Genomic DNA, 25,581 nt, shown 5'->3' on the forward strand with positions numbered 1-25,581 from the left:
CGGTGCCGCAGGATCATCCCGCTTGGGGTCAGGCCGCGCGGCGCACGCCGTCGATTCGCACCCAGTCCCCGTCGATGCTGACGCGCAGGTCGTCGAACCAGGCGGCGTAGCGCTGCAGCAGTGCGTCCTGCTGGCCGTCGAGAATGCCGGACAAGGCGATGTGCCCGCCGGGTGCGACGCGCGCGGCCAAGAGGTCGGCCAGCGCGTCGAGCGCGGAGGCGAGGATGTTGGCGACGACGATCGGGTATGTCGTCGCAGTCGGCTCGTCTTGCGGCAGATACACCGTGAGCGCGTCACCGACGCCGTTGCGTTCGGCGTTGTCGTGCGTGGCGATCAAAGCCTGCGGGTCGTTGTCGACGCCGACTGCCTTCGCCGCGCCCAGTTTCAGTGCCGCCAGCGCCAGGATGCCGCTGCCGCAGCCGAAATCGAGGAGGGTCTGGTCTTGCAGCCGGCCATCGGCGGCCAGCGCGTCGAACCAGCGCAGGCACAGTGCCGTGGTCGGATGCGTACCGGAGCCGAAGGCGAGGCCGGGATCGAGACGCACCACCGCGGCGTCGGGTGTCTGCGCCTCCGTTGGCACGTCATAATTCCACGGCACGATCCAGACACGTTCGCCGAAGCGCAGCGGCACGTACTGGTCCATCCAGGCGCGTTCCCAGTCCTGATCCTCGACGCTGCGGAAACCTGCCTGCGTCCAGTCCAGTTCGGGATCGAAGGCCTCCAGCGCGGCGAGCAGCAGCAGCGCATCGGCATCGTGCGGGAACAGCGCGGTCAGCGTGATCGAATCCCACAACGGCGTCTCGCCGACGCCGGGTTCGAGGATGGCATGTTCGTTCGAGGTGTCCGCATCGGCGTCGAGCATCGTCACCGCCAGCGCGCCGACGTCGTCGAGCGCGCGTTCGTAGCGGGGTTGTTCGGATTCGCGGCAGCGGAGGGTAAGTTCTAGAAACGGCATCCGCTCAGGTTAACCGGGAGCCGCGACTGTTAATAGCCTCAACTGCCGGCCTCAGGCGCCCGGCACCAGCGTCGCGACCGTGTATTGGCGCGGGGTCGCCGCGTTGTTCGCCGACAAGGTCGCCGTGCCCGCGACTGGCGCCTTCGGCGACGTGAACGAGAACGCATACAGCGTGCCCCACCACAAGGTGCTGGCGGTGCCGCTGGCGTTGCTCCACTTCAGGCTGCCGCCGCTGTTGGAGAACGACCAGTTGTTGCCGGCGTTCAAGTCGCCGTCGCGGAACAGCAGGTCGGTCGCCTGCGCGGCGCTGGCGGTGGACAGTGCGAAGCTGTCGAAGCCCTGATTGGAGAGGATGCGCAGGTTCGGTTCCGCGCCGGAGGTTTGCGCGAAGGTGAAATCGAAGTTCATCACCGCGTAGTGATAACGCCAGAAGCCGTTGCCGAGATTGAATGCCTTGACCGCCACCTTGGCGTGCGCGCCGTCGGCGACCAGTTCCTGGTTCTTCTTGTTCGATGCCGGCAGCGCATCGGCGGCGAACCAGTGATCGATGGCGGGGCCGAGCTTCTCCTGGATCTCGTTGACGCTCCACGCGCTGCCGGTCCATCGATGCGTGATCTGCTTGGTGGACATCGAGTTGTAGAGGTTGATGTCGCCGCGCGCGAGATACCAGGATTCGAACAGCCAGTTGGCGCCATTGTTGCGGCCGGGCGCGATCTGCGATTCGTTGACGATCAGGCGCTGGTAGAAATTGTCCGTCGCCGGCGACGCATTGGCGATGCCGTCGCAGTTGGTGTCGAAGCTGGAGCCGCAACGGCCCCATTGGCCCGTGGCGGGTAGGAGTTCCGCGCGCGGCGACAAGCCGTTGTTGCTGTCGTTGTGGCTGGTCGAGTACGTGTCCACGCAGCCGCGGCCGAGGATGTGGGAGTCGTGGTCATCGGTATCCAGGCATTCGCCGTTGGTGGTGAGGAAGGCGTGCTTGATGCCGGAGCGGCCGATCTGTTCGAGGCTGCCGTCGGGGTTGTAGCGGTACATGTTCCAGGTCAGGTACGGATGCTGATCGTTGTTGTACGGCGCGAAGTTACCGGAGAACTTGCTGTACCAGGGAATGCCGGCCGTGTAGCGCGCGCTGCTGGTGCCGAGCGGATCGTTGGCGATCGTCGGTTGCAGGCTGCCGGCGTTGACGTTGTTCTTGAGCGTGGAGGAAGGCGTGAACACGACGCGGCCGCTGCCGTATTCGCCGGTGCAGCCGCTGCAGCGCGTGTACTGCACCGTGGTCTGCTGCATGAAGAGGTCGTTCTGATAGGTGCCGCCGTCGGGCGCGGGATCGCCGGCCCAATGGATTCCGCCGGCGAGCATGGCTGTCGCGGTGCGAGCACCGGTGGTCGAGCGCGTGGACAATTGCAGTTGCACTTCGCCGATCGTCCAGCCGGCGACTTCCGGCATGCCCAGGCGCTGCGCGAGGCGCCGGCTGATGCGCAGGTCCGAAGTCGGAACGGACAGCGAGCCGTCGTCGCGCAGTTCATGCATGATGCGATCGACCTGGAACCAGGCGATGCCGTCGGCGCCGACGAGATCGAATGCAAGCGCGGTCCGATCCTTGCCGTTCTGCCTGGGGACGAGACGGAAACCGCTCAGGTCGAGCTGTCCCTTGCGTAGCGCCAGCACGAAGCCGCCGCGCGCCTGCAACGATCCGCCGGAGAATTCCCGCACGTAGCCCGAGCGCACGCTGAACCGCAGCGTCTGCGCCGGTTGCAGGGCGAAGTGTTCGCTGCCGTCCTTGCCCTGCGATGCGCCAGCCGCCGGCAGGATGCGGATGCCGAGGTTGCCCGCCAATTCACGATTCCAGCGGATGCCGACGTCACCTGCTTGCGTGGTCGTCTGTCGTGTCGCGACGGTCGTGGTGGAAGCGGCGGGCGAGCCTGCGCCGGTCAGCGCGTAGGCGGCGCCGGAACCGATGGTCGCCAGTGCGGCGAGGAACAGGAGATTGGAACGGAAACGCATGCGTCGGTCCTCTCAGGGTGGGTGATGAGGGGCCGGAGCATAAGAGGGGAGAAATGAAGGGGTTGGTCACGTTTGGCTTGTGACGAACGCCGGTATTGCCGCGCAGGGACAAAAAGAGGCGTGCCGGGGCACGCCCTACACATGCTGTCGCTCAATCCCGCCCGATTGGTGTGCGCGCAAAAGCACGAGTAGCCCAGGCCGCTCAGACGATCGAGAGGGACTTCTCCTTCCGCTCCGCCAGCCGTTTCTCGAGGTAGTGGATGTTCTGCCCACCCTGCTGGAAGCCGCCGTCGGCGAGGATGCGCTGCTGCAGCGGGATGTTGGTCTTGATGCCGTCGACGACCATCTCGGACAGCGCCACGCGCATGCGCGCGATCGCCTGCGCGCGCGTGGCGCCGTGGACGATGAGCTTGCCGATCATCGAATCGTAGTTCGGCGGCACGCGATAGCCTTCGTAGACGTGCGAGTCCACGCGCACACCGGGGCCGCCGGGTGCGTGGAAGTGCTGCACGAGGCCGGGCGAGGGCAGGAAGGTGTCCGGGTCCTCGGCGTTGATGCGGCACTCGATGGCATGGCCGTTCAGCACCACGTCTTCCTGCTTGATCGACAGCTTGTGGCCGGCGGCGATCAGCAACTGCTCGCGTACCAGGTCGATGCCGGTGACCATCTCGGTGACCGGATGTTCCACCTGGATGCGGGTGTTCATCTCGATGAAGTAGAAGCGGCCGTTCTCGTAGAGGAACTCGAACGTGCCGGCGCCGCGATAGCCGATGCGGATGCAGGCTTCCACGCAGACGCGACCGATCTCGGCGCGCTGTTCCGGCGTGATGCCGGGCGCGGGTGCTTCCTCCACCACTTTCTGGTGGCGGCGCTGCATCGAGCAGTCGCGCTCGCCGAGGTGGATGGCGTTGCCCTGGCCGTCGGCCAGCACCTGGATCTCGACGTGGCGCGGGTTCTCGAGGAATTTCTCCATGTACACCATGTCGTTGCCGAACGCGGCCTTGGCTTCCGACTTGGTGGTGGCGATGGCGTTGTTGAGCGCGGCCTCGGTGTGCACCACGCGCATGCCGCGTCCGCCGCCGCCGCCGGCCGCCTTCACGATCACCGGATAACCGATCTCGCGCGCGATCTTGACGTTGGTGGCCGCGTCGTCGCCGAGCGGTCCGCCACTGCCTGGCACGCAGGGCACGCCGGCGCTCTTCATGGCGCGGATCGCCTCGACCTTGTCACCCATCAGGCGGATGGTGTCGGCCTTCGGGCCGATGAAGATGAAGCCGCTCTGCTCGACGCGCTCGGCGAAGTCGGCGTTCTCGCTCAGGAAGCCGTAGCCGGGATGGATCGCCTGCGCGTCGGTGACCTCCGCCGCGGCGATGAGCGCCGGCATGTTGAGGTAGCTCTCCGAGGAAGGCGCGGGGCCGATGCACACCGACTCGTCGGCCATCGCCACGTGCTTGAGGTTGCGGTCGACGGTGGAATGCACCGCGACCGTGCGGATGCCCATGGCGTGGCAGGCGCGCAGGATGCGCAGCGCGATCTCGCCACGGTTGGCGATTACTACCTTGTCAAGCATGTTTCATTTCCCATGTGGTCGTCCCGGCCCGCCGGCATGGCCGGTGGGCGTTCGCGGGCTCGCGGCAGTGCCGCTCGAAATTCCCGCTCACCCAATCACGAACAGCGGCTGGTCGAATTCGACCGGCTGGCCGCTCTCGCACTGGATGGCGAGCACGGTGCCGGAGACGTCGGCCTCGATGGGGTTGAACATCTTCATCGCCTCGATGATGCCGAGGGTGTCGCCGGCCTTGACCGTGGCGCCGATGCTGACAAAGGCGGGTTTGTCCGGTGCGGGCGAGGCGTAGAAGGTGCCGACCATCGGCGCGCGCACCACGTGGCCGGCCGGCAGTCCTGCATTGGGGTCCGCCGACTTGCTGCCGCCGGTGGCCGCTTCGGTGGGCGAGTGCATCGGCATCGGCGTCGCCGCCGGCGGGGCGGCATGGACGACGGTGGGCGCGGCGACCGTGTAGCCGCCCTTAGGTACGCGCGCCAGGCGCACGGATTCCTCGCCTTCCTTGATTTCGATTTCCGACAGATTCGACTCTTCGAGCAGATCGATCAGCTTCTTGATTTTTCGCAGGTCCATGATGGCCTCGGTGGGTGAAGGGCCGCGCTCTGTCGATGCCCTATCGGCATCGACAGCGGACCTGAACGCCCGGCCATGGATGGCCGGGCCGGACGGCCCGCAAGTCACGGAGCCGCGCCATGGAGGGCGGCGGCATGGTTGGAGAGTAGGAAACGGACATCTTGATCGCGCGTCTACCTGTCAACTTTGCCAAGCCGCCCCATGGCGGCCTCCAGCGCGTAGCGATAACTGTCCGCCCCGAAGCCGCAGACCACGCCGACCGCGAGGTCGCTGAAGTAACTGGTGCGCCGGAACGGCTCGCGGCTGTGTGGATTGGACAGATGCACTTCGATGAACGGGATGGCCACCGCCGCCAGCGCGTCGCGCAGGGCGACCGAGGTGTGGGTGAAGGCGGCCGGGTTGATCAGGATGAAATCGGTGCCGTCCGCGCGCGCGGCCTGAACGCGGTCGACCAGGACGGCCTCGGCGTTGGACTGCAGGCTCTCCAGCGCATGGCCGGCGGCGGCGGCCTGGGCCTGGAGCCCGGCGTCGATCTGCGCGAGCGTGGTGCGGCCGTAGACCTCCGGCTCGCGGGTGCCGAGCAGATTGAGGTTGGGGCCGTGCAGAACCAGCAATTTGGCCATCGGAACCAGATGTCGGGGGCCGTCGGGACAGGCGCGCAGTCTGCGGGAAGCGGGCGATACTGTCCAGATCGACGAAGTTTGTGGCGATTCGCGCGATTTAAGCGCTTGTTTGATTGTGGGAAAGCCCGCCGTATCGCGGCTTCCCGGCCGGGGACTTCCCGGCGCCGGTGGCGCTCCGGTACCGTGAAGGCGGGGATCATGCACGGAGGAGCCGCGATGCAGCGTCAAGGAACGGAAGGGGAGCCGGCGTATGTGCGCGTGGGGCTGATGGGGATTCGCACCAAGGCAACGGCCTACGGATTCCTCTTCTTCTCGCTGGCGTTGGCGGCCGTTGGAGTCGTCGCCGGTCTGCAGAAACCGATCTTTTTCCTCGGCGCCAGCTTCCTGTTCTCGGCGGTCTGGTACTGGGCGGCGATCCGCTGGACCGACCGACACGGCACGTGGCCGCGCCCCTGAGGCGGGTTCATTCGGCCGTAGCCGCCCAGTCGTCGATCTCGCCGGTGCGGAACGGCCCGATGCGCTGCTTGAGCAAGCGTCCGTCGGCCGAGACCAGCACGGAATAGGGCAGCACACCCTTGGGGTTGCCGAGGCGGACGCCGGCGTCGGCGGGCCCCGCGGCGTCGACCAGGATCGGATAGGTCACCGGGACGCGGCCGAGGAAGTCGCGGACGGCGGCGACATCATCCAAGGCGATCCCGACCACTTGCGTGCCGTGGTCGCCCTGTTGTGCGTGGAAGCGTTGCAGCTCCGGCATTTCCTCGATGCAGGGGCCGCACCAGCTGGCCCAGACATTGATCAGCACGGGCCGGCCGGCGTAAGCGGCGGGGACGCCGGTTTTCTGGCCATCGAGCGAGGCCACGGTGAAGCCCGCGATGCGCTCGCCGCGCCTGGCGACGTTGACGCCGGCGGGCACGGGCGGCGCGCTCGCGTCCATCGAGGATTGCAGGAGGCGCTGGCCGAGTTCGCTGCCGAGGAAGGGGCCGGGTCCGTTCATGGCGAGGCTGGCGATGGCGCCGAGCGTGCCCGCGGCCAGCGCCACGAGCACGATTTTCGTCCCCGAACGCATCACTTCGCCCCGTGCGCGCGCTGCACGCGCGCGACGAAGGCCTCGGCTTTTTCGAAACCGACCAGGCGCAGGCCGCGCTTCTCGGTCGCATCGACGAAGAACAGCGTGCCCGGCGGTCCGATGATGCCGAAGCGCTTCATCAACGCCTGGTCGACTTCATCGTTGGCGGTGACGTCGGCCTTCAGTAGCACGAAGTCGTCCAGCGCCGACTGCACCGCGGGATCGGTGAAGGTGTACTTCTCCATTTCCTTGCACGACACGCACCAGTCGGCATAGAAGTCGAACATCAACGGCTTGCCGGCGGCTTGCGCGGCGGCGAGTTCGCGGTCGAGATCCTGTGTGGACTTGATGGTGCGGAAGGCAAGTTCGCGATGCTGCGCGCCGCCGCCGAACACCCCGGCCAGCGGCTGCAACGGATCGCGTCCGCCGCCGAGCGCGCCGAGCAGTTGCGCGGCGCCGACGATCGCCAGCACCAATCCGGCGAAGCGGGCGAGCCAGCGCACGCGTTCGCTGTCATGACGCGTGCCCGCGAACGCCCATGCCGCTGCCGCCAGCGCGACCAAGCCGTACAGCGCCAGCGTCACCGGTCCCGGCACGATGCGCGAAAGCATCCACGCCGCCAGCGCCAGGAACACGAAACCGAAGACGCGCTGCACCGCCGTCATCCACGGTCCGCTGGTGGGCATGCCGTGACCTGCGGCCGCACCGAACGCCAGCAGCGGCACGCCCATGCCCATCGCCAGCAGGAACAGCGAGGCGCCGCCGAGCACCGGATCGTGGGTCTGGCTGATGTAGAGCACGCTCGCCGCCAGGGGCGGAGCCACGCACGGACCGACGATCAACGCCGACAGCGCGCCCATCGCGGCGACGCCGAGCATCGAACCGCCGCGCTGCTTGTCGCTGATGTTGCCGAGCTTCGCGCGCAGCGCGGCCGGCAACTGCAGTTCGTAGAGTCCGAACGAGGACAGTGCCAGCGCCACGAACAGCAGGGCGAACAGGATGAGCACCCAGGGCGTCTGGAAGGCGGCCTGCAAATTCGCGCCGACGAGGCCCGCGATCACGCCGGCCACCGTGAAGACCAGTGCATTGGCCAGCACGTAGACGAACGACAGCCATAGCGCGCGCGAAGTGCCCAGGCGCGTGCCCTGGCCCGCGATCAGGCCGGACAGGATCGGGATCATCGGCAGCACGCAGGGCGTGAAGGCAAGACCGAGGCCGCCGAGGAAGAACCACAGCAGCGTGAGCCAGCGATTGCCGCCGGCGAGGCCCGCCGCGAGTTTGACGTCCTCGGCTTGTTCGGCGCCGGCGGCATCCTGCGCGTTCGTCTCCGAGGAGGTTGTCGCGGCATCGGGGGCGGCGGCCGTGGAGGAGGTCGTCGTGGAGGAACCAGCCGTCGCCGTCCCGGCGGATGAGGATGCGGTCGCGTTCGCCGCGGCTTGATCGTTGCCCGAGGCGGGCGGGCTTGTCGCGGTTTCAGGCGGTGTCGCAGTGTCTTCCGCAGTGGTGACAGTACCCGCCGGCAACGCCACCGAAATCTTCCGTGTCATCAGCGGATAGCAGATGCCCTCGTCCTGGCATCCCTGGAAACTCGCGGTGAGCACCACCTGCTGCGCATCGGTCTTCGTGCGGCGCAGCGGCAGCGGCACTTCGACCTGATTGAAATACACCACGACATTGCCGAAGTGCTCGTCGCGATGCAGTACGCCCTTCGGCCAGCGCGGCGCGCCGAGCGTGATGCTGTCGGCGGTGAGTTTGAGCTGCGTCTTGTCGCGATACAGGTAATAGCCGCGCGCCGGCGTGAAGCGCAGCAGCAAGGTGTTGCCGCCATCGGCGATGGCTTCGAAACCGAACGCCTGTTCCGGCGGCAGGGGCAGCGGATCACTGCCAGCGACGCCATCCGTGCCGGGAGAGGCTGGCCGGCGTCCGCCCAGCACGGCGCCAAGCGCGGCGAAGCTGCCATCGCCCGTGTTGTTGTTGCTGGTTCCGGCGGCGTCGCTGGCGGCGTTCGAGGCGGCGGGCAGGGCCACGGTCAACGTGCGCGTCTGTGGCGGATAGCACACGCCGGCATCGGCGCAGCCCTGATAGCCGATCTTCAGCGCGATGCTGCCGCCATCTTTTATAGAGCCGCCGACGGACACGATCGGCACATGGCCGGTCAGTTGCTTGCGATAGGTTTCCACGCGCCCGAAGAACTCGTCCTCGTGCGGCTCGCCGTTCGGCACCGCGATCGCGCCGAGCTTGGCGCCGTCCGTCGCCGAGACCTTGATGCGATGCCGGTAGAGGTAATAACCGTCGGCGATCTTCCAGCCGAATTCGATGCGGCCGTCCTCGGTCGCTTTCGCCGTGAGCGCGAAGGCCTCGTCGACGGGCAGCAGGTCCTTCTCGTCGATCGCGGCCCAGGCGGCGATCGGCGGCAGGGACAGGGCAAGAGCGACCAGGGCGACAAATCGTCGCAAACGCCACGACATCGGCTTCAAATCTCGGCTCCGGAACGGGATATGCGGCGGCCCGGCTGTAAGGCGTCCGCGCGCGGCTCCACGCTTCGACCGCCGCCGCGAGCGGGAGTTCGGTCGGAGGAGGGGCGGGAGCGGGGAGTGGGCCGATTCGGAGCAGGCAAGTTCAAAGCAGGCATGGTCAGGACGGGCGGGCCTGCAAGCCTACTCATGCGCCTGCCCGCTGTCATGAGCCGATGTTCCGGCCCGCGCCGGATCCGGGCGGCAGCGCCGTCCGTTCCGTGCGTGCCTCGGGGCATGACGGATGGCCTGAAAGGCTATGTGCGCTGACATCTCGCGCTAATCGGCTCCCGCGCAGGCGATGCATGATCCAAACGCGCCATCGCATCCGATCGCGCGCCACCGCGTCACGATGACGCTGTTTCAGTCGACGCGTGGTGAATGCCTAATCAGATCAAGAAAACAATTCGCAACATTGCCTCGGGAGGGCAACATGCATAGGCAAATCACAGCCTTGATCCTGCTGTTCGCGTCTTTGGTGTTACCGGGAGGCGCGGCCGCGAGTCTGCCGGTGCCTTACGGCAACCTCTATCCCTTCACCATCGTCGCCACGACGAACTGGAACGGCGATCCGCCGGGCGCCAACGACTGGAACTGTAAACCCGATGCCGAGCATCCGTATCCGGTGGTGCTGGTGACTTCCACGTTTCTATCGGCGGCCGTGAACTGGACCAGTCTCTCGCCTTATCTGCACAATCGCGGGCACTGCGTTTTCACTTTCAACTACGGCCGCGACCCTTTCATTGCGCCGGGTCTGAACGGCATGGGTTACATGGAAGACAGTGCCGCTGAAACCGCCGTCTTCGTCGATCGCGTGCTCGCCGCCACCGGTGCCTCGAAGGTGGACATCGTCGGCCACTCGCAGGGTGGGATCCAGTCGCGTTACTTCATCCAGCATCTGGGTGGCGCGGACAAGGTGCACAGGGCCGTGCTGCTGTCGTCGCCGTATTCCTTCGGCGGTGGCGCGCTCAACGACGTGCTGATGCGTTTGCTACGGATTCTGCCGGAAGGCGCCTATGAAGCCGCCGAGGAAATCGGCCCGATTCCGGTGTTCGTGCAGTTCGCCGATCCGTATTTCTGGGAGGAGTTGAACGGCGACAATCACGGGCTGCCGTCGCAGGTCGATTTCATCCAGATCAGCTCGCGCTCGGACGAGGCGGCATTGTCGGGCGCTTACGATGCGCCGCCCGTGCCCAATGTGCGCACGCGCTACGTCCAGCAGGCGCAGCCTGGAGAATGGTGGCCGTGCCTGGTGGATCGATCCACCCATTTCGCGATTCCCTATACGCGCCGTGCCGTGGCGATGATCGGCAATGCGTTGGACCCGGCGCACGCGGTGGTTCCGCCCTGCGACGTGGTGCTGCTTTACAGTCCTTGATGCGATCGCGGCGCCGGTCGCAGCCGGCGCCGCCTCGATGCGGCTACGGTGCCGGCGTCGTTTCCGCTCGCACCCATTCCAGATAATCCGGAAGTCCGCCCGCGGCGTCGATGGCGAGGATTTCCGGAAGTTCGTAGGGATGCAGGGCGCGGATGCGCGCGATGAGCGCAGTCACGCGCGTCTCGACAGTCTTGATGATCAACTGCACCTCGCTGGCGCGCTCGATCGCACCTTGCCAGCGATATACCGAATCGATGGCGGGCAGGATGTTCACGCAGGCCGCCAGCCGCTCGCCGACCAGCGCCTCGGCGATGCGCGATGCACTGTCGTTGTCGGGGCAGGTACAGAACACGATGCGGATGTCGGACATGGCGCGCCTCTTGAAGAGCAGCACGGTTCTAGAACAGCACGAGTCTAGCGAACCCGAACCCTCGGCATGGAACAGTGTGTTCAGTGTCACACGCCCGCGAATCGCTTTAATTGCGCGCCCCACACACCCAGATAGCGCGGCGTGATCCTCCTCCCCCATTGAGGCATCCGTGATTCGCAAGCTCATCGCCAGACAATGGCGACCGGCGGCGCTGCTGTTGCTTTTGCTGAGCTCCGCTTTGATCAGTCCCGCCGCCTTCGCGCAGTTCGAGGCCTACGGCGGCGTTTCCGTCACCACCGGCGGCGAGGCGACCAGCGTCGTTGCAGTGGCCTGGGTTCCCGAATGGCGCCGGTTCGAGAATGCCACGCTGCGTGCCGAGGTCGGCGCGATGTATTTCGACGGCCGCCATGTGCGCGGCGATCGCGACCTCGATGACGGCGTCACCGTCGGCTATCTCGGCGCGCGGCTCGAATTCGACCGAGGCTGGCTGCTGGGATTCGGCGTCGGCGGGCAATCCGGTCACACCGATGCCTTGTCGGGCTCGCCGCAGTTCGTGAGCAGTGCAGGGTGGCGTCACGATCGCTTCTCGCTGATCGTGCGTCATGTCTCCAACGCCAGGCTGCATGAGCCGAACGGCGGCGAGACGATGTTGCTGGCCGGTTGGCGTTTCTGAAACGACGGCTTCAGCAGCGGCGCCCCTGAAACGCGCGTGTCAGCCGCGCGCTGTCGCCGCGCCGAGGAGACGATCCCAGCACGGCGGCGTGCCGATCGTTTCCTGCAGGAAATCGATGAAGACGTCGACCTTGCGCGGCCGGTATTCGCGACCGGGATAGACGGCATAGATGCCGATCGGCACCAGATTCCAGTCCGGCAGCACTTCACACAGGCGGCCGTCGGCGAGTTCCTCCGCGACCGCGAACGTGGCGCTTTGCAGGATGCCGTGGCCTTGCACCGCGGCGTCCACGAGCGGCATGCCGTAGTTCGACTTCAGGCGGCCGCGCACGGGCACGCGTAGGGGCTCGGCGCCGCGATGGAAAGTCCAGGTCGAAGTCCCGTCGAAGAAGGTGTAGTGCAGGCAATCGTGTTCGACCAGATCGCCCGGCGTCTTCGGCGTGCCGCGACGCTTCAGGTAGTCGGGCGCGGCGACCAGGATGCGTCGCGTGTCGGCGAGGCGCCGCGCGACCAGGCGCGAATCGGTCAGCGCGCCGATGCGGATCGCCAGATCGAAGCCTTCGCCGACCAGGTCGACGAGGCGGTCGTCGAACTGCGCGTCGACCTCGATGCCCGGCCATCGTTGCAGGAAGTCGGTCAGATGCGGCATCACGTACAACCGACCGAAGTTCATCGGCAGCGACACGCGCAGTTCGCCACGCGGATGTGCCGACAGATCGCGCGCGCGCTCGGCGGCGGCGGCGATCTGCGCCAGCGCCGGCGCGATCTCGGCGTAGTAGTGGCGGCCGGGTTCGGTGAGGCTCAGCCGCCGCGTTGAGCGGTGCAGCAGCTGGATGCCCAGCCGGGTTTCCAGTGTCCGCAGCCGGCGCGTGACCGCGCCGGTGGTAATGCCGAGCTGGCGCGCGGCTGCGGTGAAGCTCCCCTGCTTGAGGATGGTCTCGAAAGCTTCCAGTTCTGCGTACAGTCCGCCGAGCATTATTGAATCTCAAGCAATGATCATTTGATTTAATGATCGTATATCTGCGAATGATTCAATAATAGGCTGCGCACCTCACTTTTTGGAGGTTGCTCATGGATGCCTACGAACTCCAGGGCCATACCTTGGACAGCCTGCGCCGGTTGCTGCTGCCCACTCCGTCGCCGGGCCCCGGTGAAGTCGTGGTCCGGGTCGAGGCCGCCTCGGTCAATTACCGGGATTACGCGCTCGCCGCCGGGCTTTATCAGGCGTCGCTGCCGCGGCCGTTCGTGCCCTTGTCGGACGGCGTCGGCCGGATCGAGGCGGTCGGGGAGGGCGTCGAGGATCTTCGTATCGGTGAGCGCGTGGTCGGGCTGTACGCCACCGCCTGGCAGGACGGCCCGTTCCGGTCGGCCTATCACGCAAGCAAGCTCGGCGGTCCGCTCGACGGCTGGCTTGCGCAGTACATCCGCCTGCCGGCGAACGCCGCATTGCGGGCGCCGGAATTCCTGGATGTCGAACAGGTGTCGGTATTGCCAGTGTCCGGCCTGACCGCGTGGACGGCGCTGCGACGGTTGGAACTGCGGCCCGGATCGCATCTGCTGGTGCAAGGCACCGGAAGTGTCTCGCTGATGGCGTTGCAGCTCGCCGTTGCCGAAGGCATCGACGTGATCGCCACCACCAGCGACGAGGCGAAAGCAGCATTGCTGCGCAAGCTCGGCGCGCGCGCCGTCATCGACTACAAGCGCACGCCGGACCTGGCCACGGCCGTGCGCGATCTTACGGATGGCCGCGGTGTCGACGGCATCGTCGATGTCGTCGGGGGCAACGCATTGCTCGCCCTGCTCGATGCGGCGGCCGACAACGCGCACATCGCGATCGTCGGCTTTCTGCAGGGCTTCGAGGTCGCCGGGAACCTGATCGCGCCGATCATGTCGCGTCAGCTCAACGTGCACGGCGTCAGCGTCGGCGGCCGCCACGATCTCGAGGATTTTCTCGCCGCGGTCGAACGACATCACATCGAACCGGTGGTGGGCGCCGTGCATGGATTCGATGACGCCGTTGCGGCGATCGCCTCGATCGGCAGCAACCGTGCGATCGGCAAGCCAGTGATCCGGATGGATTGATCGTCGACGGCGAGCGATGACGCGATGTCTTCGCTATTTCACACATCACGACTTCGTATGAGGAATTTGAATCATGGATTTGCAACTGACAGGACGCACGGCGTTGGTGACGGGTGCCAGTTCCGGCATTGGCGCCGGAGTGGCGCGCGTGCTGGCGGGCGAGGGCGTCCGCCTCGCACTCGCCGCGCGCAACGGCGATGGCCTGCAGGACTTGGCCGATGAACTGCGCGCGGCCGGACATCCCGAGCCCGTTGTGCTGGAGGGCGATCTCACCGATCACGAACAGATCATTCGCGTGGCGGCACAGGCCCACGCGGCGCTCGGTTCGATCCACATCCTGGCCAACTGCGCAGGCGGCTCCCGGCCCACCGACTTCCAAAGCGACGAGACGGTCTGGGAGGAAGCCTTTGCCCTGAACTTCGCCTCGGCGCGCCGCCTGACCCAGCTGCTGCTCCCCGGCATGCTCGCCCACCGCTGGGGGCGTGTGATCAATATCAGCGGTTCGATGGAGCCTCGCCGCCTCAATGCCGCCATCGCCGCCAAAGGTGCCTTGCACCTGTGGTCCAAGGGTTTGTCGTGCGATGTGGCGGCCGAAGGCGTCACGGTCAACTGCATCGCGCCGGGGCGGATCAGGAGCGCGCAGACCCTGGCTCGCCTGCATGTCACCGAAGCCGAGCGCCAGGAATTCATCGCGCGCAACATTCCGGCCGGCGATTTTGGCGATCCCGAAGACGTCGGCCACATGGCCGCCTTCCTGGCTTCGCCCCTGGCCCACTACATCACCGGGGCGGTCATTCCCGTCGACGGCGGCATGCACTACTTCGCCCACTGAGCCGGTGAGTGCGGCGGGACGGCATGAGGCCGTCCGGGTGCCGCCGACCCCCGCCCCTTGAAAAGCCGGGGCGCCCTCCTCATGTCAACGCCATCCCGGCCTCGCCGGGTTTTCCTGTCCGCGAGTTTGGCACTCGTCACATCCGACTGCTAAAATTTGCGTCTGTTTCGCCAATTTATTCTTTTCTTTCAATCATTTGCGAGGGTTGCAATGAATCTCAAGCCGCTCTACGACCGCGTGGTCGTGAAACCCGTTGAAGCCGACGAAGTCACCGCCGGTGGCATCGTCATCCCCGACAACGCCAAGGAAAAGCCGACCAAGGGCGAAGTGATCGCCGTCGGTGAGGGCAAGGCGCTCGACAACGGCAGCGTGCGCGCCCCGAAGGTCAAGGTCGGTGACAAGGTCATCTACGGCCAGTACTCGGGCTCGTCCTACAAGCAGGACGGCGTCGAATACAAGATCGTGCGCGAAGACGACATCCTCGCCATCGTCGGCTGATCGCGCCGCGTCGCTCCCCTATTTCGAATCTAAAAAATCCCCTGGAGTTTTGAACCATGGCTGCCAAAGAAATCCGTTTCGGTGAGGACGCGCGCGCGAAGATGGTGCGCGGCGTCAACGTGCTCGCCAACGCCGTCAAGGCCACCCTCGGCCCGAAGGGCCGCAACGTCGTGCTCGAGAAGAGCTTCGGCGCCCCGACCATCACCAAGGACGGCGTCTCCGTCGCCAAGGAAATCGAACTGGCCGACAAGTTCGAGAACATGGGCGCGCAGATGGTGAAGGAAGTCGCTTCCAAGACCTCCGACAACGCCGGTGACGGCACCACCACCGCCACCGTGCTGGCGCAGGCGCTGATCCGCGAAGGTTCCAAGGCGGTCGCCGCCGGCATGAACCCGATGGACCTCAAGCGCGGCATCGACAAGGCCGTCGTGGCCGCCGTCGAAGAGCTGAAGAAGCTCTCCAAGCCCACCGCCGACGACAAGGCGATTGCCCAGGTCGGCACGATCTCCGCCAACAGCGACGAGTCGATCGGCAACATCATCGCCGACGCGATGAAGAAGGTCGGCAAGGAAGGCGTGATCACCGTTGAGGAAGGCTCGGGCCTGGAAAACGAACTCGACGTCGTCGAGGGCATGCAGTTCGACCGCGGCTACCTGTCCGCCTACTTCGTCAACAACCAGCAGTCGATGTCGGCCGAGCTGGATGACCCGTACATCCTGCTGCACGACAAGAAGATCTCCAACGTGCGCGACCTGCTGCCCGTCCTCGAGGGCGTGGCCAAGGCCGGCAAGCCGCTGCTGATCGTCGCCGAGGAAGTGGAAGGCGAAGCGCTGGCGACGCTGGTGGTCAACACCATCCGCGGCATCGTCAAGGTCTGCGCCGTCAAGGCGCCGGGCTTCGGCGACCGTCGCAAGGCGATGCTGGAAGACATGGCCATCCTCACCGGCGGCACCGTGATCTCCGAGGAAGTCGGCCTCTCGCTTGAGAAGGCGACCATCAAGGATCTCGGTCGCGCCAAGAAGATCCAGGTCAGCAAGGAAAACACCACGATCATCGACGGCGCCGGCGAAACCTCCGGCATCGAAGGCCGCATCAAGCAGATCAAGGCGCAGATCGAGGAAACCTCCTCCGACTACGACCGCGAGAAGCTGCAGGAGCGCGTGGCCAAGCTGGCCGGCGGCGTGGCGGTGATCAAGGTCGGCGCCTCGACCGAAATCGAAATGAAGGAAAAGAAGGCCCGCGTCGAAGACGCCCTGCACGCCACGCGTGCGGCGGTGGAAGAAGGCGTGGTCCCGGGCGGTGGCGTCGCGCTGATCCGCGCGCTGCAGGCCATTGGCCAGCTCAAGGGCGCCAACGAGGACCAGAACCACGGCATCGTCATCGCGCTGCGCGCGATGGAAGCCCCGCTGCGTGAGATCGTCACCAACTGCGGCGAGGAGCCTTCGGTCGTCCTCAACAAGGTCAAGGACGGCAAAGGCAACTTCGGCTACAACGCCGCCAACGGCGAGTACGGCGACATGATCGAGTTCGGCATCCTGGACCCGACCAAGGTCACCCGTTCGGCGCTGCAGAACGCAGCCTCGATCGCCGGCCTGATGATCACCACCGAAGCGATGGTGGCCGAGCTGCCGAAGAAGGACGAGCCGGCGATGCCGGCCGGCGGCGGCATGGGCGGTATGGGCGGCATGGATTTCTAAGCCGCTGCTTCCCGTGAAGCACAAGAAAAGCCCCGCAGCGATGCGGGGCTTTTTTGTTGCCTGTGTCGTTTCCGAATCGGATTATTTGGCCGGGAACGGCAGGGTGACCTCGAACGTGATGCCGTCCTCGTCGTTGCCGGTCTCGCCGCGCTGCGAACTGAAATACAGGCGTCGCCCATCCGGCGACAACGCCAGGCCGGTGACCTCGCTGTCGTCATGCCCGATCAGCCGCATCAACGGCTGCGAGGTACCGTCGTGCAATCGCAGCACGCCGATTTCGAGATTGCCCGAATCCTCGGCCACCAGGATGTCGCCCAGCGGCGAGACGATCAGATTGTCCGGCTCGTCGATCGAATGCTTGCTCTTGTCGCCCACGTTGCCGTCGTAGATCAGCTCCAACGTCGAATGATGCGTGTCGTAGGCCCAGATACGCTGGTTGAACGAGGTGACGAAGTAGACGATGCCGTTGAAGAACCACATGCCTTCGGCCTTGGGGAAATGCTGGCCGGGCGGCGTGGTTCCCGCCGCGCGATAGCTGTCGCGCACGGCTCTCTGCGGCTGATCCGCTTCCAGCGCATCGACCCATTCCACCGGCTGCGGCGGTGTGTCGATGGTGATACGCCCGGCTAGGTTGGGCGCGCTCGGATCGACATCGTCCGCGAACGTCTTGATCCGCAGCACCTGCAGCCGCCCATCGCGCAGCTTGGGACGCACGCCGCGGCCCGGCGGCCAGTCGCGATGTGTGGGAACGAAGCGATAGATGCGTCCGCCACCGCCGGAGCCGGCATCCTCGGTCATGTACAGCACGCGCTGGAACGGGTCGACCGCCACCGCTTCATGCTCGAACAAGCCGAGTGCGGGCAGGCTGCGGCCGTCGGTGTCCGGATAGCGGCCCGGACGATGACCGTTTGCGACATAGGGATCGCATTCCCACACCAGGCCGCTGGCGTGCTCTTCGCAGGACAGCCAGGTGTTCCAGGGCGTCGGGCCGCCGGCGCAGTTGACCGACGTGCCAAGCAGAATCGGATACGCGTCGATTACCGTTCCAAAGCGATCGAAGCGCAGCGCGCCGACGCCGCCCGCGCCATCGTGAAGTTCGGCATTGCTCACATAGACCCAGCCGCCACCGCGCGTGGCGAAGGTGGCGCCGCCGTCGGGCGCGCCGTGCCACGAATAGGTGCTGGCCGCGCTCGGGCGCTGGCTCGAACGCGCCACGACGCGCGCATGGAACCCCTGCGGCAGCATCACGCCATCGGCATTGGGCGGCTGCAGTTCCGAGAATTTCGAGAACGGACTGAAACGGCCGCCGGGCCACGGCCAGTGGCCATGTCCGTGCCCGTGTTCGGGCTTCAAGACGGCCGCGGCGCTGTCGTCGGCGAGGAAGCTGCCGAGACTGATCGCGCCGGCGGTGATGAAAGTCTGGCGCAGGAATTCGCGCCGGCGGAGCATATCGAGGGGAACGGGGGAGTTGGGGGCGGGTGAATTGGAAACAGGTGAATTAGGAACAGAAGGGTTGGGTTGCCGAGACATGAGGTGCTCCGGGCTGCCTGGGGGAAGGCTGACCGTATTCCGCAACCATGACAGTCGGGTGGCAGCGCCCGTACTCGTGAAGCAACGCGGAATACCCGCGCGTCGACGATTGATGATCGATCGTCCAGCGCTTGCCGCATGGCCGCGGCAGCCTGTTTCTGGCTGCTGGCGCCGCCCGCCGCTATAGTGCCCGGCTTCCCATTCGACGCCTTCCATGACGCAGCCGGCACGCAATCCAGACGCCACTTCACGCACGATCGGGCTCGCCGCGGGCGGTACCGGCGGACACCTGTTCCCGGCGGAAGCGCTGGCACGCGAACTGCTCGCACGCGGGCACCAGGTGGTGATCTACACGGAGCGCCGCGGTGCCGCCTACACGAAGGCCCTGGAAGGGCTGCCCTACGTGGTGTTGCCGGCGCGCAGCCTGGCCGGCGGCCTGATCGGCAAGCTCGCCGCCGCGCTGACGATCGCGCGCGCGGCCTGGCAGGCGCGGCGCGACATGAAGCGTCGCGGCGTCGCTTTGGTGGCCGGCTTCGGTGGCTATCCGAGTTTCGCGCCGGCGATGGCGGCGAAGATCCGCGGCCTGCCGCTGCTGCTGCACGAACAGGCGACCCAGCTCAGCATGGCGAACCGGCAGCTGCTGCGCTTCGCCGATGCGCTCGCCATCTCGTTTCCGCGCGTGTCCGGCGCCGATGGCTTCGATGCCGCGAATATCGTCGAGACCGGCAATCCGGTGCGGCGCGACATTCTCGCCGCGCGTGCGCCGTATCCCGCGCTCTCGATGGAAACTCCATTGCATCTGCTGGTCGTCGGCGGCAGCCAGAGCGCGCGCGTCTTCGGCGAAACGGTGCCGCCAGCGCTGTTGGCGTTGCCGGAGCAGATCCGTCGACGCTTGCACGTGTCGCTGCAATACAAAGGCGACGATACCGACATCATCGCCGCGCGATTGCGCGAAACCGGTGTGGAAGCCACGATCCGCCCGTTCTTCGAGGACATGGGCGCGCGCCTGGCGCAGGCGCATCTGGTCATCACGCGCGCGGGCGCGAGTACCGCCGCCGATCTGCTCACGGTCGGGCGTCCGGCGATCTTCGTGCCGATTCCGCAAGGCGGTTCGCGCGAGGAACAGCGCCGCAACGCCGAGACGATGGCCGCGGCCGGCGCCGGCTGGTGCGTGATGGAGCCGGACCTCAGCGTCGAAGCCTTGGCCGCGTTGCTGGCGGAGTTATTCGCCTCCGACACGCAACTCCCGCAAGCGGCCGCGGTGGCCAGCACGATGGCGCGTCCGCAAGCGGCGGCCAATCTGGCCGATCAGGTCGAACGCATGCTGGCTGCGCGAGGTGCGAAATGAGCGAACAGACTTCCGACGTTCTGATCATCGGCGGCGGCCACAACGGCCTCGTCTGCGCCGCCTATCTCGCCGCCGCCGGATTGCGCGTGCGCGTGCTGGAGCGGCGCGGCATCGTCGGCGGTGCCGCGGTCACCGAGGAATTCCATCCCGGATTCCGTAATTCGGTCGCCAGCTACACGGTCAGCCTGCTCAATCCGAAAGTGATTCGCGAGCTGCGCCTGGCCGAACACGGCCTGCGCGTGGTGGAGCGGCCTTACGCGAATTTCCTGCCGCTACCGGACGGGCGCGCGTTCCGCCTCGGCGGGGCCGGCACACAGGCGGAAGTCGCGCGCTGGTCGCGGCGGGACGCGGAACGGTTACCTGCGTACTACGACATGCTCGACCGCATCGTCGTCGTGCTGCGCGAGCTGATGACGCGCACGCCGCCGAACGTGAGTGATCGTTTCGTGCTCGCCGATTGGCTGTCCTCGTATGCGGTGGCGAAGCAGCTCAAGCACCTGGACATGCGCGGCCGCCGCGATCTGCTCGACCTGTTCACCAAGTCGGCCGGAGAGATGCTCGATCAGTGGTTCGAGTCCGAACCGCTGAAGGCGGTGCTTGGCTGGGATTCGGTGGTCGGCAATTTCGCCAGTCCGTACACGCCCGGTTCGGCCTACGTGCTGTTGCATCACGTCTTCGGCGAGGTCAACGGCAAGAGCGGCGTGTGGGGACACGCCATTGGCGGCATGGGCGCGATCACGCAGGCGATGGCGAAAGAATGCGCCGCACGCGGCGTCATCGTCGAAACCGATGCCGATGTGGCGCATGTGCTGATCGAGAACGGCAGTGCAGTCGGCGCGGGGCTGGCGGATGGACGCGAATTCCGCGCCCGCACCGTCGTGTCGAATCTCAATCCGAAGCTGCTTTACACGAAGCTGGTCGAACGCAACGCGCTCGACGAGGATACTGCCGAGCGCATCGCGCGCTATCGCTGCGGATCGGGAACGTTCCGCATGAACGTCGCCTTGTCGGAATTGCCGGATTTCACCGCCGCGCCGGGAACGCAGCTGCAACCGCATCATCAGAGCGGCATCCTGATCGGGCCGTCGCTGCGCTATTTCGAGCAGGCCTACTTCGACGCGAAATCGAAGCAATACAACGCCGGCTGGGCGCGCGCGCCGATCGTCGAGGTGGTGATCTCTTCCACGCTCGACGACACGCTCGCGCCGGCGGGTCAGCACGTCGCCAGCCTGTTCTGCCAGCACGTGAGTCCGGAGTTGTCCGACAGCAGCGAGGTTGACGGCGGCTGGGATGCGCACCGCGACACCGTCGCGCAACTGATGATCGAAACCGTCGACGCCTACGCGCCGAATTTCAAGCGCAGCGTGCTGGGTTACGAAGCGCTCTCGCCGCTGGATCTTGAACGGCGTTTCGGCCTGATCGGCGGCGATATCTTCCACGGATCGCTCGGCCTCGATCAGCTGTTCTCGGCGCGTCCGTTGCTCGGCCAGGGCAATTACCGTGGCGCCTTGCGCAGTCTTTATCTGTGCGGCTCCGGCACACATCCCGGCGGTGGCGTCACCGGCTTGCCGGGTCGCAACGCGGCGCGCGAAATCCTGCGCGATCTCGGACGCAGTCCGCGCCCAAGCTGAATCGTGAAACGTCGGCGCGATGCTTCACATCCTGCAGCCGATGGTCCCGATGAGTGATGTTGGCGTGGAGGCCCCGCGGAGAGCCGTTGTCGCCGATGGGCGCCGCATCCATACGGCGGATGCCACTGTCGTATGTAACGACAGCGGATCGACACCTCTTCGATTGTCGAAATTTTGAGTGATCGACGTGGTCCCGCCGAAGCGGAGCATCGATCGCACCGATCGGGACGGAATCGTTTCCAGAATGCCGCAAGAACCGAGTGCAGCGCACACCGCTGCGCAACGGTGTCTGCGACGCTGGATTCCCGTGCGTGATTTGCGGTTTGTGGCGGTCTTCGGCAGACGTCGAACGAATGCCCGCAAATGGCGAAATGGTGCGGTTTAGAACGATAGAAATCGCATGCATGGTCGATGCGGTTTCCTGAACCCGTCAGTATTTTTTTGCAGTGCAGCGTGCATCGTGGGTAACGTCTCCTTCACGATTCGCTCGCACCCGACGTGGGGGAGGGAGCAAAAGCCCGAAGCGGTCCGCCGCTCCGGGCTTTTTTTTGCCCGCATGCCGTGCCGCGGTGTTTTCGTGCGGAATCGCCGGCGCTGACAGGGAGGGCGAGCGGCGGCATGTCGATGACGAGTGCGCTGTCCTAGCGCGTTATCACGGCCGCGCCTGGCTCGTTGAACTTGATGATCAGCGCATGCTGCCTTGGCGCCGCGGCATCTCGTCACCGCGCGATGCCCACCAACGCCATGCGCCGATCAGCAGGGGCGCCGCTGTCATCGCGAAGAACAACCAGTCCAGCGCGCTTTCGCTCAGCAGCATGCCGACGATGCCGGCAATGCAGATCAATGCGAGCACGAGAACAAGTGCCAGCGTCCGTCGACCGTTCATGCCTGTGCTCCAGCCGATGTCACGGCGCGCGGACGCTTGCGTCTGCGGTTCCACCATAGCCAGGCACCATTGCCGGTGATGAACAGCGTCAGCCAGGTGCATGCCGTCCACAACAGCTTCAGCGCCAAACCACCGTAATCGCCGAAGTGCAGCGGTTGCGAGAACACGATCGCCTTCATGTACAGCGGCAATTCCTTGGCCGCGGCGACGCTGCCGTCGACCGCATCCACCAGCGCCACGCGGAACAGGCGCTCATCCAGGCCGTCGCCGTTGATCAGCACGGTGTAGTGGCGGTCGGTGGAGAAATCGGTGCCCGGAAAGATGATCGAATTGACGTGCCAGCCGCGCGGCGCCGCTGCGAGAGCAGCGCGATAGGCGCCGTCGGTATCGAGCGGCGGATGGCGACGATCAACCGTGCGCGCATCGCTCATGCGGCGCACTTCCGCCAGTTCGGTCTTTGCCCACAGGCCGGTGGCGATGCTGCCGAAGCCAAGCAGGAAGCCGGTGATGGTGACCGCCAGCGCCCAGCCGAGCACGATCGCGCCAATGAAGTTGTGCAGGTCCAACTGCAGCAACCGCGGACCGCGCCCGCGCCGCAACACGCCGAAGACCACGCGCTTGACGTAGGGCGCGTAGACCACCAGGCCCGACAACAGTGACAGCAGCACCAGCAGCGCGATCAGCGCACCGACGAGTTCGCCGATCGGACCGAGGAACCATTGCGCATGCAGTTCCAGCAGGAAGCCGGTCAACGTCTTGTCGGCGTCCAGCGCCTGTCCGTCGGTTGGCTTGGCATCGGCCAGGCGCGTGAAGCGCAGTTTGGCGTTGTCGAACGTGTTCTCGGTGGCCGCCGCGGTCACCAGCAGCAATACGCCGGGATGATCCTTGGGATCGATGCCGAGGCTGAGCACGCGCTCGCCGGGCGAGACGGCGAGGATGTTGTTCACCGACTCGGCCAGTGGTCGATGCGGTGCCGCTTCCAGGCCCTCGGCTGTGGGCACCACGCCCATCGCCGCGTCGATCTCTTCGTGGAAGATCAGCACGGTGCCGGTCAGGCACAACACCAGGAACGGCAGCGTCGCCACCAGGCTGGTCCAGCGATGCAGCCAGAGATTGAGGCGGAACCAGCGGGAACCGTTGCGCGTATCCATGATCACCAGTCGTATTGCACGCCGACGTACCAGCTGCGAGGGCGGATCAGCGTGGCGGAGTCGTAGGGGCTGGGGTCGATGCTGTAGGTGTAGATCTGCAGCGCGGAGCGGTCGTCGAAGAGGTTGTCGACGCCCGCGAAAAGATAGGTCTTGCCGAAGCGATAGCCGCCTTTGGCGTTGACGAGCCAGTAGGCATCGGTGCGGCCCAGCGGGCGGTTCTCGATGTCGGAGTAGTAGGCGTTGGAATGACGCGCGTTGAGGTCGAATTCGCCGCCACCCACGCCGCGCCAGAGCAGGCCGAGGTTGGAGGTGAACGTGGGCGCGTTGGCGAATTCGTTGCCCTCGATGCCCGAGTTCGGATATTCGGTCACCTCGGTTCGCAACAGGCCGATATACGAATAAAGTTCCAGCGATGGCGTCGCCTGCCAGCGCAGCCCGAATTCCGCGCCGTAGTTGCGGGCGCGATCGGCGTTGCGTACTTCGACCGACCACACGCCTGGCCTCGGATCGAGATCGAACGGCAACTGCATGTCGCGGTAGTCGCCATAGAAGACGTTGCCGGTGAGTTGCACGCGGCCGTCGGCCAGTTCGCCGCGAAAGAACAGTTCGTAGTTGACCACGTATTCCGCGTCGTAGCTGTAGTTGCGGAACGTGAACGCCTCGGGTGTGTAGGCCGCCACGACGCCACCACCGCCGGCGTTGTAGCCGCGCGAGACCAGGCCGCCGAATGTCCAGTGCTCATTGGCGCGCCAGCTCAGGCCGAGCTTGGGCAGGAAGGCGTTGTAGGTCTTGTCGATATCGATGTTGACCACTGCGCCGTCGCCGCCGACGCGACGATGGCTTTCGCGCTCGTAGCGCGCGCCCAGGCTCAGTTCCAGATCGTCGCGGAGCGCGATCTGGGTTTCGCCGTAGAGCGCGGCGGTGCGGATCTCATCGCGGAAGCGCTCATTGGTCGGGAAATCGATGATCTCGTACTGGTTGGCTCGGAAGAAGTAGGCGCCGAAGATGCCGCTGGTGCGCGCATCGCCCTTTTCGAGGACCAGTTTCGGTTCCAGCACGTATTCGCGATTGTCGATGGTGGCGATGCCGGTGCCCACCGGCGCGTCGCGCTTCACGTGCAGATCGGTGGCCGAGATCAGGTTGTCCCAGCGCAGGCGATCGCTCAGGCGCCACTGCGTGTCCGCGATCAGCACGTTGCTGCGGTTGTCGAAGACCGGCATGTCCGGCGTGCTCGTGCGGTCCTCGTCGAACGGCCGCGACACAGACTCCAACTGCGGCGCGCGCGATTGCGCATGCTGGAAGGTGAGGAGGGCGCTGAAGTCCGGCAGCGCGTCCGGCTTGAACAGCAGCTTGCCGCGCAGCGTGCGGGTCTCGAATTCGCCGGGATCGGAGGCGCCGGGGATCGGCGTGAAGTCGAGATAGCTGTGCTGGCGCTGCACGTCGCCGGCGATGCGGAAGGCGATCTGATCGCCGGCCAGCGGTCCTGCGATCGCGAACGCGGCCTGGCGCCGATCGCGGTTGCCGGCGAGCAGGCGCACGCTGCCTTCGGGTTCCCAGCTGGGATCGCGGGTCTTGATCGCCAGCGTGCCGGCGATGGCGTTACGGCCCTGCAACAGGCTCTGCGGGCCGCGCAGCAGTTCGATCTGCTGCACGTCCCAGAGCGAATCACCGCCGAACACGATCTCGTTGTAGCTGGCCGGGCGCCCGTCGATGCTCAGGCTCAGGCGCGGGCGCGTGCCGGCGAAGAAGGCGTCCGAGCCGGTGGCCGGCCCCGTTCCGTCCACGCCGCGCACTGCTGGCGCGAGATTGCCGACGCCGGCGCTGGTGACGTTGGCCAGGTTGCCGAGCAACGTGCGGCTGTCGTCCAGGCCGCGCGCCTGCAGCGTCTGGCCGTCCATGACCGTGAGGCTGGTGCCGGTGTCGCGCTGGGAGCGGCCCTGCTTATCGGCGATGACGGTGACCGTGTCGAGCGTGGTCGCCGACGGCGGCGGTGCTTCTTCCGCGGCGACCTGATCGGAGATGAGCACGCCGAGCACCAGGCTCAGCGCAAGCGCGAGGGAAGAGCGAGCCGCGGGCGCGGCAACGGAACGACGGGACGTCGCGAGCATCGGATGGACACCAACAAAAAATTGTTCGTGCCTCGACCGCGCATCCGGGAGGATGCGTAAGCTGGCGATGCGGCAGGGCCGGCGTGCTGGCGACGGAAAGAGG

At 66.1% G+C, this 25,581-nt stretch carries 22 protein-coding genes; 9 read left to right on the forward strand and 13 right to left on the reverse strand.

The window, feature by feature from the left end; all coding sequences use genetic code 11:
- Positions 1 to 28: 28 nt before the first annotated feature.
- From prmA to aroQ, 5 genes are all read right to left on the reverse strand, one after another.
- Complete coding sequence (gene prmA, locus AC1RNP_RS03300; RefSeq protein ID WP_493049831.1) at positions 29 to 955, reverse strand: 50S ribosomal protein L11 methyltransferase; 927 nt, start codon at positions 953 to 955, stop codon at positions 29 to 31.
- 51 nt (positions 956 to 1,006) lie between these two features.
- Positions 1,007 to 2,956 carry a hypothetical protein gene (locus AC1RNP_RS03305; RefSeq protein ID WP_493049832.1) on the reverse strand — a complete coding sequence of 650 codons (1,950 nt, stop codon included), beginning with the start codon at positions 2,954 to 2,956 and terminating at the stop codon, positions 1,007 to 1,009.
- Between the two features lie 202 nt (positions 2,957 to 3,158).
- Positions 3,159 to 4,526 carry an acetyl-CoA carboxylase biotin carboxylase subunit gene (gene accC, locus AC1RNP_RS03310; RefSeq protein ID WP_493049833.1) on the reverse strand — a complete coding sequence of 456 codons (1,368 nt, stop codon included), beginning with the start codon at positions 4,524 to 4,526 and terminating at the stop codon, positions 3,159 to 3,161.
- 87 nt (positions 4,527 to 4,613) lie between these two features.
- Positions 4,614 to 5,093 carry an acetyl-CoA carboxylase biotin carboxyl carrier protein gene (gene accB, locus AC1RNP_RS03315; RefSeq protein ID WP_493049834.1) on the reverse strand — a complete coding sequence of 160 codons (480 nt, stop codon included), beginning with the start codon at positions 5,091 to 5,093 and terminating at the stop codon, positions 4,614 to 4,616.
- Positions 5,094 to 5,266: 173 nt separating this feature from the next.
- Complete coding sequence (aroQ, locus tag AC1RNP_RS03320) at positions 5,267 to 5,716, reverse strand: type II 3-dehydroquinate dehydratase (RefSeq protein ID WP_493049835.1); 450 nt, start codon at positions 5,714 to 5,716, stop codon at positions 5,267 to 5,269.
- A gap of 216 nt (positions 5,717 to 5,932) precedes the next feature.
- Here aroQ and AC1RNP_RS03325 point away from each other — a divergent pair, with 216 nt between their 5' ends.
- Entirely contained in the window at positions 5,933 to 6,172 is a 240-nt protein-coding gene (locus AC1RNP_RS03325) for a hypothetical protein (RefSeq protein ID WP_493049836.1), read from the forward strand.
- Between the two features lie 7 nt (positions 6,173 to 6,179).
- Here the strand turns inward: AC1RNP_RS03325 and AC1RNP_RS03330 are convergent, their stop codons facing one another.
- Entirely contained in the window at positions 6,180 to 6,782 is a 603-nt protein-coding gene (locus AC1RNP_RS03330) for a TlpA family protein disulfide reductase (protein WP_493049837.1), read from the reverse strand.
- Entirely contained in the window at positions 6,782 to 9,250 is a 2,469-nt protein-coding gene (gene dsbD, locus AC1RNP_RS03335) for a protein-disulfide reductase DsbD (RefSeq protein ID WP_493049838.1), read from the reverse strand. The genes AC1RNP_RS03330 and dsbD overlap by 1 nt, the downstream gene beginning before the upstream one ends.
- Positions 9,251 to 9,728: 478 nt before the next feature.
- Between dsbD and AC1RNP_RS03340 the strand changes: the two genes are divergently transcribed.
- Entirely contained in the window at positions 9,729 to 10,673 is a 945-nt protein-coding gene (locus AC1RNP_RS03340) for an esterase/lipase family protein (RefSeq protein ID WP_493049839.1), read from the forward strand.
- 43 nt (positions 10,674 to 10,716) lie between these two features.
- Here the strand turns inward: AC1RNP_RS03340 and cutA are convergent, their stop codons facing one another.
- Complete coding sequence (cutA, locus tag AC1RNP_RS03345) at positions 10,717 to 11,043, reverse strand: divalent-cation tolerance protein CutA (protein ID WP_493049840.1); 327 nt, start codon at positions 11,041 to 11,043, stop codon at positions 10,717 to 10,719.
- Between the two features lie 169 nt (positions 11,044 to 11,212).
- Between cutA and AC1RNP_RS03350 the strand changes: the two genes are divergently transcribed.
- Positions 11,213 to 11,716 (forward strand): hypothetical protein, encoded by a 504-nt coding sequence (locus AC1RNP_RS03350; RefSeq protein ID WP_493049841.1) that lies wholly within the window; start codon positions 11,213 to 11,215, stop codon positions 11,714 to 11,716.
- Between the two features lie 39 nt (positions 11,717 to 11,755).
- Here AC1RNP_RS03350 and AC1RNP_RS03355 read toward each other — a convergent pair whose 3' ends face one another.
- Positions 11,756 to 12,691, reverse strand: coding sequence for a LysR family transcriptional regulator (locus tag AC1RNP_RS03355; RefSeq protein WP_493049842.1), 936 nt, complete (start codon positions 12,689 to 12,691; stop codon positions 11,756 to 11,758).
- Between the two features lie 95 nt (positions 12,692 to 12,786).
- Between AC1RNP_RS03355 and AC1RNP_RS03360 the strand changes: the two genes are divergently transcribed.
- The 4 genes from AC1RNP_RS03360 to groL all read left to right on the forward strand — a co-directional run bounded on the left by AC1RNP_RS03360 (position 12,787) and on the right by groL (position 16,824).
- Entirely contained in the window at positions 12,787 to 13,797 is a 1,011-nt protein-coding gene (locus AC1RNP_RS03360; protein ID WP_493049843.1) for a zinc-dependent alcohol dehydrogenase family protein, read from the forward strand.
- Positions 13,798 to 13,870: 73 nt separating this feature from the next.
- Positions 13,871 to 14,629: an SDR family NAD(P)-dependent oxidoreductase gene (locus AC1RNP_RS03365; protein WP_493049844.1), complete on the forward strand. Its 759-nt coding sequence runs from the start codon at positions 13,871 to 13,873 to the stop codon at positions 14,627 to 14,629.
- 210 nt (positions 14,630 to 14,839) lie between these two features.
- On the forward strand, positions 14,840 to 15,127 hold the full coding sequence (groES, locus tag AC1RNP_RS03370) for a co-chaperone GroES (RefSeq protein WP_493049845.1): 288 nt from the start codon (positions 14,840 to 14,842) through the stop codon (positions 15,125 to 15,127).
- Positions 15,128 to 15,183: 56 nt separating this feature from the next.
- Entirely contained in the window at positions 15,184 to 16,824 is a 1,641-nt protein-coding gene (gene groL, locus AC1RNP_RS03375; protein ID WP_493049846.1) for a chaperonin GroEL, read from the forward strand.
- 81 nt (positions 16,825 to 16,905) lie between these two features.
- Here the strand turns inward: groL and AC1RNP_RS03380 are convergent, their stop codons facing one another.
- Positions 16,906 to 18,273 (reverse strand): alkaline phosphatase PhoX, encoded by a 1,368-nt coding sequence (locus tag AC1RNP_RS03380; RefSeq protein ID WP_493049847.1) that lies wholly within the window; start codon positions 18,271 to 18,273, stop codon positions 16,906 to 16,908.
- A 295-nt stretch (positions 18,274 to 18,568) separates the two neighbouring features.
- Here AC1RNP_RS03380 and AC1RNP_RS03385 point away from each other — a divergent pair, with 295 nt between their 5' ends.
- Complete coding sequence (locus AC1RNP_RS03385; protein WP_493049848.1) at positions 18,569 to 19,702, forward strand: UDP-N-acetylglucosamine--N-acetylmuramyl-(pentapeptide) pyrophosphoryl-undecaprenol N-acetylglucosamine transferase; 1,134 nt, start codon at positions 18,569 to 18,571, stop codon at positions 19,700 to 19,702.
- Positions 19,699 to 21,333 (forward strand): phytoene desaturase family protein, encoded by a 1,635-nt coding sequence (locus AC1RNP_RS03390; RefSeq protein WP_493049849.1) that lies wholly within the window; start codon positions 19,699 to 19,701, stop codon positions 21,331 to 21,333. The genes AC1RNP_RS03385 and AC1RNP_RS03390 overlap by 4 nt, the downstream gene beginning before the upstream one ends.
- Before the next feature lie 685 nt (positions 21,334 to 22,018).
- On the opposite strand, the gene AC1RNP_RS03395 is transcribed toward AC1RNP_RS03390, so the two are convergent.
- Genes AC1RNP_RS03395 through AC1RNP_RS03405 form a run of 3 tightly spaced genes read right to left on the reverse strand, consistent with a single transcriptional unit; the run spans position 22,019 to position 25,478 of the window.
- Positions 22,019 to 22,219, reverse strand: coding sequence for a hypothetical protein (locus AC1RNP_RS03395; RefSeq protein ID WP_493049850.1), 201 nt, complete (start codon positions 22,217 to 22,219; stop codon positions 22,019 to 22,021).
- Positions 22,216 to 23,370, reverse strand: a complete 1,155-nt coding sequence (locus AC1RNP_RS03400; RefSeq protein WP_493049851.1) for a PepSY-associated TM helix domain-containing protein — start codon at positions 23,368 to 23,370, stop codon at positions 22,216 to 22,218. The genes AC1RNP_RS03395 and AC1RNP_RS03400 overlap by 4 nt, the downstream gene beginning before the upstream one ends.
- Positions 23,371 to 23,372: 2 nt before the next feature.
- Complete coding sequence (locus AC1RNP_RS03405) at positions 23,373 to 25,478, reverse strand: TonB-dependent receptor (protein WP_493049852.1); 2,106 nt, start codon at positions 25,476 to 25,478, stop codon at positions 23,373 to 23,375.
- Positions 25,479 to 25,581 lie beyond the last annotated feature (103 nt).

Source organism: Luteimonas sp. GW821-FHT14E02, assembly GCF_058803905.1.

Coding starts and splice junctions, on each gene's coding strand:
- prmA (WP_493049831.1), bottom strand. CDS start 955: ATGCCGTTTCTAGAACTTACCCTCCGCTGCCGCGAATCCGAACAACCC.
- AC1RNP_RS03305 (WP_493049832.1), bottom strand. CDS start 2,956: ATGCGTTTCCGTTCCAATCTCCTGTTCCTCGCCGCACTGGCGACCATC.
- accC (WP_493049833.1), bottom strand. CDS start 4,526: ATGCTTGACAAGGTAGTAATCGCCAACCGTGGCGAGATCGCGCTGCGC.
- accB (WP_493049834.1), bottom strand. CDS start 5,093: ATGGACCTGCGAAAAATCAAGAAGCTGATCGATCTGCTCGAAGAGTCG.
- aroQ (WP_493049835.1), bottom strand. CDS start 5,716: ATGGCCAAATTGCTGGTTCTGCACGGCCCCAACCTCAATCTGCTCGGC.
- AC1RNP_RS03325 (WP_493049836.1), top strand. CDS start 5,933: ATGCAGCGTCAAGGAACGGAAGGGGAGCCGGCGTATGTGCGCGTGGGG.
- AC1RNP_RS03330 (WP_493049837.1), bottom strand. CDS start 6,782: ATGCGTTCGGGGACGAAAATCGTGCTCGTGGCGCTGGCCGCGGGCACG.
- dsbD (WP_493049838.1), bottom strand. CDS start 9,250: ATGTCGTGGCGTTTGCGACGATTTGTCGCCCTGGTCGCTCTTGCCCTG.
- AC1RNP_RS03340 (WP_493049839.1), top strand. CDS start 9,729: ATGCATAGGCAAATCACAGCCTTGATCCTGCTGTTCGCGTCTTTGGTG.
- cutA (WP_493049840.1), bottom strand. CDS start 11,043: ATGTCCGACATCCGCATCGTGTTCTGTACCTGCCCCGACAACGACAGT.
- AC1RNP_RS03355 (WP_493049842.1), bottom strand. CDS start 12,691: ATGCTCGGCGGACTGTACGCAGAACTGGAAGCTTTCGAGACCATCCTC.
- AC1RNP_RS03360 (WP_493049843.1), top strand. CDS start 12,787: ATGGATGCCTACGAACTCCAGGGCCATACCTTGGACAGCCTGCGCCGG.
- AC1RNP_RS03365 (WP_493049844.1), top strand. CDS start 13,871: ATGGATTTGCAACTGACAGGACGCACGGCGTTGGTGACGGGTGCCAGT.
- groES (WP_493049845.1), top strand. CDS start 14,840: ATGAATCTCAAGCCGCTCTACGACCGCGTGGTCGTGAAACCCGTTGAA.
- groL (WP_493049846.1), top strand. CDS start 15,184: ATGGCTGCCAAAGAAATCCGTTTCGGTGAGGACGCGCGCGCGAAGATG.
- AC1RNP_RS03380 (WP_493049847.1), bottom strand. CDS start 18,273: ATGCTCCGCCGGCGCGAATTCCTGCGCCAGACTTTCATCACCGCCGGC.
- AC1RNP_RS03385 (WP_493049848.1), top strand. CDS start 18,569: ATGACGCAGCCGGCACGCAATCCAGACGCCACTTCACGCACGATCGGG.
- AC1RNP_RS03390 (WP_493049849.1), top strand. CDS start 19,699: ATGAGCGAACAGACTTCCGACGTTCTGATCATCGGCGGCGGCCACAAC.
- AC1RNP_RS03395 (WP_493049850.1), bottom strand. CDS start 22,219: ATGAACGGTCGACGGACGCTGGCACTTGTTCTCGTGCTCGCATTGATC.
- AC1RNP_RS03400 (WP_493049851.1), bottom strand. CDS start 23,370: ATGGATACGCGCAACGGTTCCCGCTGGTTCCGCCTCAATCTCTGGCTG.
- AC1RNP_RS03405 (WP_493049852.1), bottom strand. CDS start 25,478: ATGCTCGCGACGTCCCGTCGTTCCGTTGCCGCGCCCGCGGCTCGCTCT.